We start from the raw sequence: 12,868 nt of genomic DNA, 5'->3' as shown, positions 1-12,868 counted from the left end.
GTAAGCGTCCGGTCTGACTGCCCTGCCGCGCGGTGAGCGTGGGAGATAGTGTCCGCTATAGATGGTGGACACTATGGTGCGAGCGTGGCGCGTCGGACAAAGCGGCTTTGGACGGACGAAGAGAAGCGGTCGATCTGCCTGCAGACGACGGCTCCGGGCGTTTCGGTTGCGCAGGTAGCGCGCCGTTATGCGGCGAACGCCAACATGGTGTTCAAGTGGCTGCGCGATCCGCGTTATGCCCCTGAGACAACGGCTGTGGCGGCTAGCCCTGCCTTCCTGCCCGTGGAGATCATAGACCATGTCAGGAAGGATGATCTGGTTGTGACCAGCGAGCCGACACGTCCGCAGGAACTGATCGAGGTCGAGCTTGCGGGCGGTCATCGGCTGCGGATCACCGGCAGTTACGATCCTGATGCTTTGGCGCGCCTGATCCGGGGCCTGACAGCATGATCCCCATGCCAGTCAACACACGGGTTTGGCTGGCAGCCGGGGTGACGGACATGCGCAAGGGTTTTGCGGCACTCGCGGCCCAGGCCGAGGCGGTGCTGAAGCAAGATCCGTTTGCCGGGCACTTGTTTGTCTTCCGCGGTCGGCGCGGAGATCTGGTAAAGGTCATCTGGTGGGATGGGCAAGGTGCCTGCATGTTCATGAAGCGGCTGGAACGGGGCCGGTTCGTCTGGCCCGCGGCCAAGGAGGGCAAAGTGGCTCTCACGCCTGCGCAGTTGTCGATGCTGCTGGAAGGGATCGACTGGCGGGCGCCAGAACGAACCTGGCGACCTCTGGCGGCAGGATAATCCACATCGCCTGTGATCAAAGGATTCCCACGAGGGATCCAGCAGAATAAGCTGTCTGCATGCTGGATCAGGCCGTAACCTTGCCGGACGACCCCGAGAAGCTGCGCGCCTTCACCGCACGGCTTCTGGCTGAGGTAAAGTCGCAGGCAATCCTGATCGAGAAGCTTCGCCATCAACTGGCCGGTCACCGGGCGCACCGATTTGGCGCCTCCTCCGAGACTGCAGACCAACTGCAATTGGCCTTGGAAACCAGCGAGATTGCTGCCGCCGCGATGACCGCGCGGATGAAGCTTCCCGACATCGAGGAGAAGGACAAACCGAAGCGCCGTCCGATCCCTGATCATATCCCGCGCATGGAGGTGGAGCTGACGCCCGGCACAGATGCCTGTGCCGACTGCGGCGGACAACTGCGCCGGATCGGCGAGGATGTGACGGAAGAGCTGGAATATGTGCCGGGCCGCTTCATCGTAAACCGAATTTTGCGGCCCCGGCTGACCTGCGGCTGTTGCGAGCGGTTCATGCAAGCCCCGCTGCCGTCGCGCCCGATCGAGCGTGGCCGCCCCGGACCTGGCCTGCTGGCCCATGTGCTCGTCAGCAAGTATGCCGACCATCTCCCCCTCTACCGCCAGAGCCAGATCTTCGACCGCGAAGGGCTCGACCTGGACCGCTCCACGCTGGCAGACTGGGTCGGCAAGAGCACGGCCTTGCTGGAGCCATTGGCTGAAGCCATCGGCCGCCACGTCCTGTCGGCCGAAGCGATTTTCGCCGATGACACGCCCGTCAGCATGCTCGCCCCCGGCGCCGGCAAGACCCAGACAGCACGGCTCTGGACCTATGCCCGCGACGAACGGCCGTGGTGCGGCACCGCCGCGCCCGCCGCCTGGTATCGGTTCTCCGGCGACCGCAAAGGCCAGCATCCCAAGGATCACCTGGCCCGATACCGTGGCTGGATGCACGCCGACGGCTATGCCGGGTTCGAGGACCTCTACCGCTCCGGGGCCATCCGCGAAGTTGCCTGCATGGCCCATGTCCGGCGCAAGTTCGTCGACATCCACCGATCACAGGGCTCACCTATCGCCGAAGAGGCCATTGGCCGGATCGCCCAACTCTACGCTGTCGAGAAGGAAGCCAGAGGGTCACCGCCAGATCGTCGCGCAGAACTCCGACGGGCTCATGCTGCTCCGGTCTTCGGTGAACTCGAACAATGGCTGGCCGCGCAGCTGACCAAGATCTCGGGAAAATCACCACTCGCGTCTGCCATACGCTATGCCCTGGCTCGCATGGAGCGAACGCGCCCCTACTTGGAACACAGCATCCTGGAGTTGGACAACAATGCAGCCGAACGTGGCATGCGCAGCGTCGCGCTCGGCAGGAAAAACTACCTCTTCGTCGGCTCCGAGGCAGGCGGCAAGGCCGCAGCCATCGCATACACCCTGATTGAAACAGCCAAGCTAAATGGCGTCGACCCACAGGCTTGGCTCGCCGACACCCTTGCGCGCATCCCGGATTACAAGATCACCAAGGTCGATGAGCTGCTGCCATGGCACTGGAACGGGTAGCGGTCAGACCGGACGCTTACCTGAATGCAGCGTTTTTTGCCGGGAATATGCTCCTGCTTCCGTGTACCCTTAGCCCCGATTGTCAAAGCGGCTTGCCTGATCGGGGCTGTCCAAAGGCTTTTCGCCTGACCGGGTGCATGTACACCCGATCGACACAAAGCACGAACCGCTTTACGGCAACCCGAAAACCTTTCTCGACTTGGATGCAGGCACGGTCCGGGTTGAGAACGGTTCATGGCGGACGCATCTTTGCGCCCGCTTTGACTGCTGGCAGAGCGTGTCAGTCATTCCTTGGGATCAGGGCATATCCCGGGTGATGGATGACGCTGGAAAACTGCTTGCACAGGGTCTCGACCACTAGCTTGACGCGCGGATTCTTGTGCCGGGCGGCGCCGTAGATCACCCAGACGGAAATCTGGTCCACATTCTCGGCGGGTTTGAGCAGCGGGACAAGACTGCCCTGATCCACCTCGTAATAGACGAAGAAGTCGGGGAGGTAGGCGACGGCCTCACCCGAAACCGCATAGAACTTCGCCATCCAGTAGTCGTGCACGCTGAATCGTACGTTGTAGCGCGCGACCTGCTTGCTATCCTCGTCCTGAAGCAGCCACGGTTCGGAAATGCCCTTTCGCGTGTATTCAATGCCCGGCATATGTGACAGGTCGTCAATCCTTTCAGGCGTGCCCAACTTTTCAAGCAAGGTTGGGCTTGCATAAGCACGATAGCTGACATTGCCGAGCTTCCGGCACACATAGTCGGACGATGGCGCGGTGCCGACGAAGATCATGCAGTCGAAGTCGGATTGCTCCGGCAAGGGCGTGTCGCTTGCATAGGTACGTGTCTCGAACGACAAGCCGGGATGCTCTCGCGCCAGCAGAAGCGTGGCGGCGCCGATGATGCTGGTTCCGAATTCGACGCTGCCCAGAATGCGAACTTTGCCGTTCAGGGTACTGTGCGCGCGCTGAGCGGCGCTCGTCGCGACCTCGATGCTGTCAAACACACGTGCGCTGTTGTCCAGCAGCGCGCGGCCTGCATCAGTCAGGTGCAGCCCCTTCTGGGATCTAAGGAACAGTTCGACTTCCAGCATGTCCTCCAGACGGCGGATGCTGTGGCTCAACGTCGCCTTTGGAACGCCGGATACCATTGTCGCGCGTGTTAGACTGCCCGTCCGGGCAATAAGCACGAAATTGCTTATGTCCTTCAGTTCTATCTTAGGCATGCTTAATCCTTGGGTGGCGTTCGATTTTTGGAACAGAACGTCTCTGGTGTTTGTCTACTCGTCCCCTAATGGCCCTGATACCAAAAACGGCAATTAGCGTTCGGCGGATCGGAAAGCCTAAACGTTTCAGCCGATCATTGCCTGCAGAAAGAACAAAAACACTACTTTCCTCGCAAGCTTGGCGCACGTTGATCTAGGCTGCCGCCAGCAAGCGCTGTCATCAACAACAGGGAGCAGCATTTGAAGACCAAGGCAGGTGACCCCCCCCCATTGCTTCAATTGCGTAACATTACCAAGAGATACGGCACATATGTGGCAAACGACAGCGTGGATCTTGCGCTGGAACACGGTCAGATTTGCGCCATCCTTGGTGAAAACGGCGCAGGCAAATCCACCCTCATGAAGACCATTTACGGTATTCAGCAACCGGATGAGGGCGAGATTGTCTGGAACGGCGAAAAGGTCGCCGTCACCAGTCCGAGTGTTGCCAGAGATCTGGGTATCGGAATGGTTTTTCAGCATTTCTCGTTGTTCGAAACGATCAGCGTCGTTGAAAATATCTCGCTGACCGTTCCCGGATCGTTGCCGGACCTGGCCGAAAAAATCAGGCAGAAGGCGAATGAATACGGCCTTCATGTAAATCCTGACGCGCCGGTGCATAACCTTTCCGTTGGCGAGCGGCAGAGGGTCGAGGTCATCCGCTGCCTCATGCAGGATCCGAAGCTGCTCATCCTGGACGAGCCGACATCCGTGCTGCCGCCCCACAGCGCGCAGCAGCTTTTCGGGACGCTGAGGAAACTATCCGAGCGTGGCGTTGCTATGCTCTACATCTCGCACAAGCTGGAAGAGATCAGGGACCTGTGCCATTGCGCCGTCGTGCTGCGCCAGGGACGCGTCACGGGCACGACGAACCCGCGGCAGGCCACATCGGCGGAACTGGCCCGCCTGATGATCGGGCAGGACATCCCGACAACCCGCCACGCCGAGGCGAAACCGAGCTGCGAACCCGCCCTGACCGTTAGCGACCTCGCCTATGACAATCCCGATCCGCTGGGAGAAAGCCTCGACAGCGTGTCGATGGTGGTGCGTCCTGGCGAGATCGTCGGCATTGCTGGGGTGTCGGGCAACGGCCAGTCCACGCTGGCGCGGCTTTTGTCAGGTGAAATCAGGTTGCAGGGCGACATGGCCGGCAAGATCCGGGTTTTCGACCGCCCCGTGGGGGATGTTCCGCCGGGAACGCGCCGGCAAATGGGGGTAACCTTCGTTCCCGAAGAACGACTGGGGCGCGCCACGGTCCCTGCCATGAGCCTGGCGGACAACGTGTTGCTTACCGCCCACCGGGCAGGCTTGGTCCGAAAGGGATTGATCAGACGACGGCAGCAGGCCGATTTTGCTGACAAATGCATTTCCGGCATGGATGTCCGTTCACGGGGTCGGCAATCGATCGCATCCAGCCTCTCGGGCGGCAACCTGCAGAAGTTCGTGCTGGGCCGCGAGATTCTGCTGGAGCCCCGCATCCTGATCGTTTCTCAGCCGACCTGGGGCATCGATGTCGGAGCGGCGGCGATGGTCAGGCAGAAGCTGGTGGACCTGAGGGACAACGGCACGGCGATCCTCATGATTTCCGAGGAACTGGAGGAGATATTCGAGATCTCCGACCGCATCCACGTCATGTATCATGGACGGCTGTCCCCCTCGGTCCAGGCCAGGTCGGTGACCGCCGAAGATGTCGGGCGGATGATGATGGGCGAATTCGACCAGACGATGAGGGCGGCGTGATGATGGGTCGGTACGCACTTGTCCAGCGAAGTGAGGTGTCGCTCAAGAGCATCATGCTCGTGCCACTGGTGACTTTCGTTCTGGCATTGCTGGGAAGCATGGTCCTGTTCGGCTTTCTGGGCGCCCCGCCTCTCGAAGTCCTATACAGGCTGCTGATTGATCCGCTGGCATCGGCGTACAACATTTCCGAGGTGGTGATAAAGGCTGCCCCGCTGATCCTGATCGCCCAGGGTCTGGCCATCGGGTTCCGGGCGAAGGTCTGGAACATCGGCGCGGAAGGCCAGCTGATCATCGGCGCCGTGGCGGCAAGCGTCATCCCCATAAGCTTTCCGGAAAGCCAGAACGTCCTGATGCTTCCGGCGATGATGCTTGCCGGCATGATCGCGGGGGCGGCGTGGGCCGGGATCGCAGCGGCGCTGAAGACGCGCTTCAACGCCAGCGAGATCATCGTGACGCTGATGCTGAACCAGATCGCGGTGCAGATCCTGTATTTTCTCATCAGTGGGCCGCTCAAGGATCCGATGGGGTTCTCCTATCCCCAGTCGGTAAGCTTTCCTCCGGTGGCGATGTATCCGCTCCTGTCGGATGACGGAATGCTCAGGGCGAGCGCGTCCATCCTCGTGGTCATCCTGCTGTCGATTGCGGCGCTGATCTATGTCACGCGCACCTTCTCGGGATACACGCTGCTTGTGGGGGGGCTTGCCCCAAGTGCCGCAAGCTATGCAGGCTTCAGCGCCAAGAAGGCGGTCTGGATCACGCTGCTGATCGGCGGTGCCGCGGCGGGCCTGGCCGGAGTGGGCGAGATTTCGGGGCCGATCGGCCGGCTCCAGCCGTCGTTGTCCCCCGGCTACGGCTTTGCCGCGATAATCGTGGCCTATCTCGGAGGCCTGCATCCGGTCGGGATACTGCTGGCCGGGACATTCATGGCAATCGTCTATGTCGGCGCGGACGGTGCGATCATCGATGTGGGCCTTCCCCCGGCCGCGCCGGTAATCTTCCAGGGAATGGTTCTCGTGTTCTACCTCGCCTCCTTCGCCTTGGTCCAATACCGCATCGCACGAGTCCAGCCGGAGGCAAGGGCATGACGGACACTATCATCTTCGTCCTGGCGGGCGCCTTCGCAACCGCAACACCCCTTCTGCTTGCCGCGATCGGCGAGGCCGTGGCAGAGAAAACAGGGGTCATGAACCTTTCCGTGGAAGGCATGATGGCATTCGCGGCAGCCGTGGCCTTTGCCGTCACTTATCAGACGGGAAACATCGTGCTGGGCTTCGGCCTTGCGGTCGGCGCATCCGTGGCGCTGTCCCTGGTCTTCTCGATCCTTGTGCTGGGCTTTTCGGCAAACCAGATCGTTTCCGGGCTTGCCGTCGGGATTCTTGGCCTTGGGCTTTCCAGCCTGGCCGGGCGCAGTTTCGAGAACCTGACGATGATGGCTCCGGCAAACCTTTCGCTCCCCGTCCTGTCGGACTTGCCTCTTGTCGGGCCGATCCTGTTCCGACAGAGCGCCATCACCTATTTCGCCTTTGCGGTCGCGTTCCTGACCTGGTGGTTCCTTGCCAGGACGCGCCATGGCCGCATCATAAAGGTCGTGGGCGAAGATCCGGCCATCGCGCACAACCTGGGCTTTGCCGTGATTCGCATCCGCCTTTTCGCGATCATTTTCGGCGCCGTGATGTCGGGCCTCGGGGGCGCCTATGCCTCGACGATCTTGACGCCCGGCTGGTCGGACGGCCTGATCGCCGGCCGGGGGTGGATCGCGGTTGCACTGGTGGTGTTCGGCACTTGGCGGCCGCTCAGGATCGCATTCGGAGCCTATCTCTTCGGGGCGCTCCTGCTGGGGGATCTGGCCGTGCAGGCCATGGGTTTCAGCGTCCCGGCGCAGATCATGACATCCCTGCCCTACGTGATGACCATCGTCGTTCTCGCGGCTGTGTCCAGGAACGCACTCCTGATCCGGCTGAACGCACCGGTTTCACTGGGCCAGAACTTTCGACCATCAAAATAACAACAAGCGACCAACAGGAGCAATCATGTACCATATCATTCGCGCACCCTTGCTTGGTGCAATCCTTTCCATATCATGGTCCGGGGCTCTGCTCGCGCAGGAACCGCTCGACCTTGCAATCGTGGCGCCCAACGCGATCGGCGATGTCGGCTGGGACCACGAGATCGTACGCGGCAAGGAGGTTCTCGAGGAACGGTTCGGGGACAAGCTGAACGTGACGGTGGTGGATTCGGTCGGCGAGGGGCCCAACGCCACCCGCGCCATGAACCGGCTTGTGGCGAACGGAACCGACATCCTGATCCTGGGCGGTTTCGGACACCTGAGTGACGGTCTGGCGCTGGCGAAGAGATCGCCCGACCTGAAGGTCCTGCATATCGGCGGGTACCAGAACCTTCCGAACTTCGCGACATTCACCGTCCGGCACTACCAGGCATCCTATCTGTGCGGCATGGCGGCTGGCTATGCGACGAAGAACCAGCAGCTTGGTGTCGTGGCCGCTTTCCCGCTGCCGGAAGTCCTGGGCATCCTCAACGCCTATGTTCTGGGCGCACAAAGCGTCAACCCGGACCTCAAGCCGGTGAAGGTGGTGTGGCTGAATGCCTGGTATGATCCGCCGCGCGACCGATCCTCGGCGGAAAGCCTGATTTCACAGGGCGCTGACGTGGTTTATTCGCTGTTCCCGGGCACCCCGTCAGCCGTCGCCACGGCCGAGGAAAAGGGCGTCTATGCCGTCACGACGCTCAGCGACAACTCTGCCCACGCGCCGACCAAGCACTTGTGCGCGGGCCAGGCCAATTTCGGGGTGGTCTATGCCGATGTCGTCCAGTCCGTGATCGATGGAACTTTTGAAGGGAAGGACACCTTCGCCGGTGTCGCCGAAGGGGCCATGGAAGTGGCCGGATTGTCGCCGGATCTGACGGAAGAACAGCGGGCGGCGATCTTGGCAAAGCAGGACGCGATGAGCGACGGCAGTTTCGATCCCTTTACCGGTCCGGTCATGAACAATGACGGGTCAGAGGCGATCGCTTCCGGAAAGAGGCTGGACGCGTCCGAGATCAAGAGCATGAACTTCCTTGTCCAAGGCATCGACTCGCGGCTGCAGAAATAGCCGGCCACTGCCACTGCCACTGCCACTGCCTCAGGATCGGCTCCGGAACGGGCTGATCCTTCCATCGGCCATGCGCTTCCCGGGCGCATGCCGATGATCGTCGAGAACATCACAAAAGCAGAAAAGCCTGCTACAACAGGAGGATTACTTATGACCAAACACAGCATCATCCCAGCGTCGATATTGGCACTTGGGCTGGGAATTATAGGACATGGAGCCCAGGCCGAGGTGCTTTTTTCCGGAAGCGAGATACAGCTGCACTACGGCGACGGATTTCATCTCGGCGCCAACGGCCTTGACTCGACCACCCGCACCACCCTGACCTTTGAACAATATACCTTGTTTAACTGGGGCGATCTTTTCTATTTCGTCGACCTCAACAAGGACCATCAGGGAACCGGGTCGAAAAACCATCACTACGCCGAAGCCTGGCTTCACCTGAGCGGCAAGGCTATGGGGCTGACATTCCCCGAAGGCGCGTACGTCAAGGACGTCGGGCCGGATCTTGGCATCAACCATGGCGAGGATTTTCTGGTCGTCGCTCCAGGTGTCCGTGCCGACCTGAACGTGAGCGGCTTTTCCGTCTTCACGGCCGGTGCCTATGTCTATAAAAATGTTGATGATCCATTTGATCGCGACCTCGACACGACATACCAGATAACCTTTGTCTGGGATTATCCCTTCAAGATAGGCAATGAAAACCTGTCGATCCGGGGATTTGCGGACTTTATCGGGGAACAAGGCGATGGCTTCGAAAGCCAGATCGTCTTCTCTCCCCAACTGCGCTGGGATGTCGGCAAGGAAGGCGGTGCCATCTTGGGTCTGGAATATACGTATTACAAGAACAAGTACGGCGTGAACGATGTGGACGACAACTCAGTCAGTGCGTTTGCAGCTTTAAAATTCTAGACATCGTGTGTTTGGCGCAAACGTGATATCATTTCGGTATGTAATACCATAACATCACGGTCCTAACGTTCCTTGGTAAGCACTCTGGATCCTCCGGGAGTGGACGCGCTAGCCCAAATGCGACTTCGGTTGCCGCGAGAGTTTCTCCCTGCGGTACCCGCGTCCGAGCAGGTTGGCCTTGAACACTTCGGCGGGAGTGCGGAAGCCCAGACACTTGCGCGGCGTGGCGTTCAGGCCGGCGCAGAGCTGGCGGAGTTCCTCCTGTGAAAGCGAGTTCGGATCGGTGTCGCGACAAAGCCATCGTCGCAGCCGTTTGTTGGCGTTCTCCACAGCACCTTTCTGCCAGGGCGACTGCGCCTCGCAGAGCCACGTTTGCGTCCCCACCTCGGCCTGCAGATGCGGCCAGTCGACGAACTCGGATCCGCGATCAAAGGTGATGGACCGGCAGGCATGTCGGGGCAGGGGCGTCAGGGCCTGGGCAATCTGCGCCATGATCGGCTTGGTGCGTTTCTCGGCGTTCTTCAACGCCACGAGGAAACGGCTGGTGCGCTCAATCATTGTGGTGACATTGGCAGGACCATATTTCTGTCGGAACAGCACCAGATCCGCTTCCCATGTGTGGATACCTCGGTCGGTGCAAGCTTTCTTTTGAACGGTTCGGACATGTGATCGGGTACGGTCATGTGTCAGGCCTCGGTGTGCGGCTTTGACAATGCCGCGGGCCGGTATGGCGATGCGAAGGCTGGGTCCATATCAATGCGCCCGAGCTACGAGCTCTCTGGGAAGCCATGGTTTTCCCAACCTCGATCTGGTCGATCGTTTGTCCGTACTGGTCAATGTCCGTCTCACACCTGCCTGCCCTTGCCGTGTCACACGGCGAGGGCAGGGTCTCGATAGTCCTCCTGTTTCGTCATCACCGCCCAGATCGCGCGGGCGGTCTTGTTTGCCAGGGCGATGGCGACCAGCATCCGGGGCTTGCGCGCCAGCATCTGCTCAAGCCAGGACCTGTTGAATGTCGCTGAGAACTGACCCGGGTATAGCGGAAATTTTCATTGAGAATTGACCCATGTGATTGGCTCGCCCCGACTGCATCAGGCAGGGGGCAAAGGAGTGATCGACATGGCTTTTTTGAGTGTCATCCGGCGATGGGCGTTGCGTGACAAGATTTCCATTCGTGAGATTGCGCGGCGAACCGGACTGTCGCGGAACACGATCCGAAAGTATCTGCGCGCTGGCGATGTGACGCCGCAGTTCAGCATCCCTGATCGCCCGAGCAAGCTGGACCCGTTTGCGGAGAAGCTTTCGGGCTGGTTGCTGCGAGAAGCTCGCAAGCCGCGCAAGCAGCGCAAGACGGTGAAGCTGCTCTACAAGGACCTTGCCGCACTGGGATATGGCGGCTCGTATGAGCGGGTTGCGGCCTTTGCCCGCTCCTGGCGCGCGGATCGGTTGCGCGATGAGCAGTCCATTGGTCGCGGCGTCTTCGTGCCCTTGGCATTCGCGCCGGGGGAGGCTTTCCAGTTCGACTGGAGTGAGAACTGGGCCGTGATCGGCGGGGTTCGCACGAAACTGCAGGTTGCCCACATCAAACTCGCACATAGTCGGGCTTTCCTGCTGCGGGCTTATCTGCTGCAGACGCATGAGATGCTATTCGACGCCCACTGGCACGGGTTCCGCGTCTTCGGCGGTGTGCCCGGCCGCGGCATCTATGACAACATGAAGACAGCTGTCGACAAGGTGCTGGTCGGCAAGGACCGGCAGGTCAACCTGCGCTTTATGGCTATGGCCAGCCACTACGTCTTTGATCCCGATTTCTGCAATCGGGCTGCGGGCTGGGAAAAGGGGCAGGTCGAGAAGAACGTTCAGGATGGCAGGAACCAGCTCTGGCAGACAATGCCGGCTTTTGCGGATCTGGCGAGCTTGAACATCTGGTTGGAGGAGAATTCTGTTCGTCTTTGGCATGAGACGCCGCACGGCACCTTGCCGGGCACGATCGCCGATATCTGGGAAGCGGAGAAGGAGGCGCTGATGGCCCTTCCTCCCGCATTCGATGGGTTCATCGAACATGGCAAGCGCGTCTCCCCGACCTGTCTGGTAACATTTGAACGTGCCCGCTACAGCGTTCCCGCCTCGTTCGCGAACCATCCGGTCAGCCTGCGGGTCTACCCAGAGAAAATTGTCATCGTGGCTGAGGGGCAGATCCTGTGCGAGCATGATCGGGTCATCGAGCGCGCCCATCACGCGCTGCCTCGCACGGTTTACGATTGGCGGCATTATCTCACGGTGATCCAGCGCAAGCCTGGTGCCTTACGCAACGGCGCCCCGTTTGCCGAGATGCCAGAAGCCTTCCGGCTGCTTCAGCAGCATCTGCTCAAGCAGCGCGGCGGAGACCGGGAAATGGCTGAGATCCTGGCGCTGGTGCTGCAGCATGACGAGCATGATGTCCTGGCCGCCGTCGAAATGGCGCTTGAGGCCGGCGTGCCGACCAAAACCCATGTGCTGAATCTTTTGCATCGCCTGGTGGATGACGGACCCATTGCAACGCCTGACCTGGACCCACCGCGGGCTCTGGCCCTTCGGGAAGAACCAAAAGCCAATGTCGCCCGGTATGACGACCTGCGCCGCCAGTTGAAGGGAGCACGACATGCGTCATGATCCCGCCAGTGCCGCTATCGTCATCATGCTCAAGAGCCTGAAGTTGCACGGGATGGCACAAGCCGTTGCCGACCTTATGGAGCAAGGCGCGCCCGCCTTTGAGGCCGCAGTGCCCATGCTCTCGCAGCTTCTGAAAGCCGAAATGGCTGAACGTGAGGTCCGCTCGATCGCCTATCATCTGAAGATCGCCCGCTTCCCCGCCTATAAAGATCTGTCGGGCTTCGACTTCGCTGCCAGCGATGTAAACGAGCCCCTGGTTCGGCAACTCCACCGGTGTGACTTCCTCGATGGCGCCCAGAATGTCGTATTGATCGGGGGGCCGGGCACAGGGAAATCGCATGTCGCGACCGCCTTCGGTATCCAGGCCATCGAACACCATCGCAAAAAGGTGCGCTTCTTCTCGACCGTCGAGCTGGTCAATGCCCTTGAGCAGGAAAAGATGCGCGGCAAGGCCGGGCAGATCGCTGACAACCTGACACGCCTTGATCTGGTCATCCTGGATGAGCTTGGATACCTGCCCTTCAGCGCCTCGGGCGGGGCGCTGCTCTTCCATCTGCTGAGCAGGCTCTACGGTAACCGGCCGATTGTTACCGCGGCGGTTGAGCCTTGAAGCGTTGCGCGAGTTCAGGATCGCTAACGAAGTCGTCGAGGAACTGGTGCCAGGTTTCTGCTGTGAGGCGCGCGTCTCTGAGCATGTCCGTAAGTTCGTCGATGCCGTCGTCGGTCAGGGCCGTGATGGCCTCGTCCGGCCCGGTGTAGACGCTGATGATGGAGCCATAGGTCAGATTGTCATCGTTGTAGACAATGGCTTCCAGAAGCTCCGGATCTTCGCCCAGCATCTTG

11 protein-coding genes and 3 pseudogenes are annotated in these 12,868 nt (G+C 60.5%); 10 read left to right on the top strand and 4 right to left on the bottom strand.

What is annotated here, in order from left to right; all coding sequences use genetic code 11:
- Positions 1-84: 84 nt before the first annotated feature.
- The 3 genes from tnpA to tnpC are packed head-to-tail and all read left to right on the top strand — an operon-like array spanning position 85 to position 2,353.
- Positions 85-450: an IS66-like element accessory protein TnpA gene (gene tnpA, locus ACTJI6_RS20890; RefSeq protein ID WP_440803351.1), complete on the top strand. Its 366-nt coding sequence runs from the start codon at positions 85-87 to the stop codon at positions 448-450.
- Positions 447-794, top strand: a complete 348-nt coding sequence (gene tnpB / locus ACTJI6_RS20885) for an IS66 family insertion sequence element accessory protein TnpB (RefSeq protein WP_440803349.1) — start codon at positions 447-449, stop codon at positions 792-794. Before tnpA ends, tnpB begins: the two co-directional genes overlap by 4 nt.
- 59 nt (positions 795-853) lie before the next feature.
- A complete protein-coding gene (gene tnpC, locus ACTJI6_RS20880; RefSeq protein ID WP_440803348.1) occupies positions 854-2,353 on the top strand; it encodes an IS66 family transposase in 1,500 nt (499 codons plus the stop codon).
- A gap of 280 nt (positions 2,354-2,633) precedes the next feature.
- On the opposite strand, the gene ACTJI6_RS20875 is transcribed toward tnpC, so the two are convergent.
- Entirely contained in the window at positions 2,634-3,572 is a 939-nt protein-coding gene (locus ACTJI6_RS20875) for a LysR family transcriptional regulator (protein WP_440803347.1), read from the bottom strand.
- A 240-nt stretch (positions 3,573-3,812) separates the two neighbouring features.
- Between ACTJI6_RS20875 and ACTJI6_RS20870 the strand changes: the two genes are divergently transcribed.
- The 5 genes from ACTJI6_RS20870 to ACTJI6_RS20850 all read left to right on the top strand — a co-directional run bounded on the left by ACTJI6_RS20870 (position 3,813) and on the right by ACTJI6_RS20850 (position 9,373).
- Positions 3,813-5,351, top strand: a complete 1,539-nt coding sequence (locus ACTJI6_RS20870; RefSeq protein WP_440803346.1) for an ABC transporter ATP-binding protein — start codon at positions 3,813-3,815, stop codon at positions 5,349-5,351.
- Positions 5,351-6,436, top strand: a complete 1,086-nt coding sequence (locus ACTJI6_RS20865; RefSeq protein ID WP_440803345.1) for an ABC transporter permease — start codon at positions 5,351-5,353, stop codon at positions 6,434-6,436. The genes ACTJI6_RS20870 and ACTJI6_RS20865 overlap by 1 nt, the downstream gene beginning before the upstream one ends.
- On the top strand, positions 6,433-7,356 hold the full coding sequence (locus ACTJI6_RS20860) for an ABC transporter permease (RefSeq protein ID WP_440803343.1): 924 nt from the start codon (positions 6,433-6,435) through the stop codon (positions 7,354-7,356). Before ACTJI6_RS20865 ends, ACTJI6_RS20860 begins: the two co-directional genes overlap by 4 nt.
- A 25-nt stretch (positions 7,357-7,381) precedes the next feature.
- Entirely contained in the window at positions 7,382-8,464 is a 1,083-nt protein-coding gene (locus ACTJI6_RS20855; RefSeq protein WP_440803342.1) for a BMP family ABC transporter substrate-binding protein, read from the top strand.
- Between the two features lie 93 nt (positions 8,465-8,557).
- The gene (locus ACTJI6_RS20850; protein WP_440803340.1) at positions 8,558-9,373 is read left to right on the top strand and encodes a DUF5020 family protein; all 816 of its coding nucleotides are present in this window, start codon (positions 8,558-8,560) and stop codon (positions 9,371-9,373) included.
- Positions 9,374-9,481: 108 nt separating this feature from the next.
- On the opposite strand, the pseudogene ACTJI6_RS20845 reads toward ACTJI6_RS20850, so the two are convergent.
- Together ACTJI6_RS20845 and ACTJI6_RS20840 are read right to left on the bottom strand one after the other, a co-directional pair.
- Positions 9,482-9,988: pseudogene (locus ACTJI6_RS20845) on the bottom strand (IS30 family transposase); the annotation flags it as partial.
- Positions 9,989-10,242: 254 nt separating this feature from the next.
- Positions 10,243-10,377, bottom strand: a pseudogene (locus tag ACTJI6_RS20840) (IS110 family transposase); the annotation flags it as partial.
- A 115-nt stretch (positions 10,378-10,492) separates the two neighbouring features.
- Between ACTJI6_RS20840 and istA the strand changes: the two are divergent.
- A complete protein-coding gene (istA, locus tag ACTJI6_RS20835; protein WP_440803339.1) occupies positions 10,493-12,025 on the top strand; it encodes an IS21 family transposase in 1,533 nt (510 codons plus the stop codon).
- Positions 12,015-12,614, top strand: a pseudogene (locus ACTJI6_RS20830) (ATP-binding protein); the annotation flags it as partial. The gene istA and the pseudogene ACTJI6_RS20830, both read left to right, overlap by 11 nt.
- On the opposite strand, the gene ACTJI6_RS20825 reads toward ACTJI6_RS20830, so the two are convergent.
- Positions 12,613-12,868 (bottom strand): hypothetical protein (locus ACTJI6_RS20825; RefSeq protein ID WP_440803337.1); only part of this gene is annotated, 256 nt, incomplete at its 5' end. The pseudogene ACTJI6_RS20830 and the gene ACTJI6_RS20825 sit on opposite strands and share 2 nt — an antisense overlap.

Source organism: Paracoccus sp. 22332, from assembly GCF_052045125.1.
GTDB classification, from domain to species: Bacteria; Pseudomonadota; Alphaproteobacteria; order Rhodobacterales; family Rhodobacteraceae; genus Paracoccus; species Paracoccus haematequi_A.
This window is presented reverse-complemented; position numbering and strand designations above follow the sequence as displayed.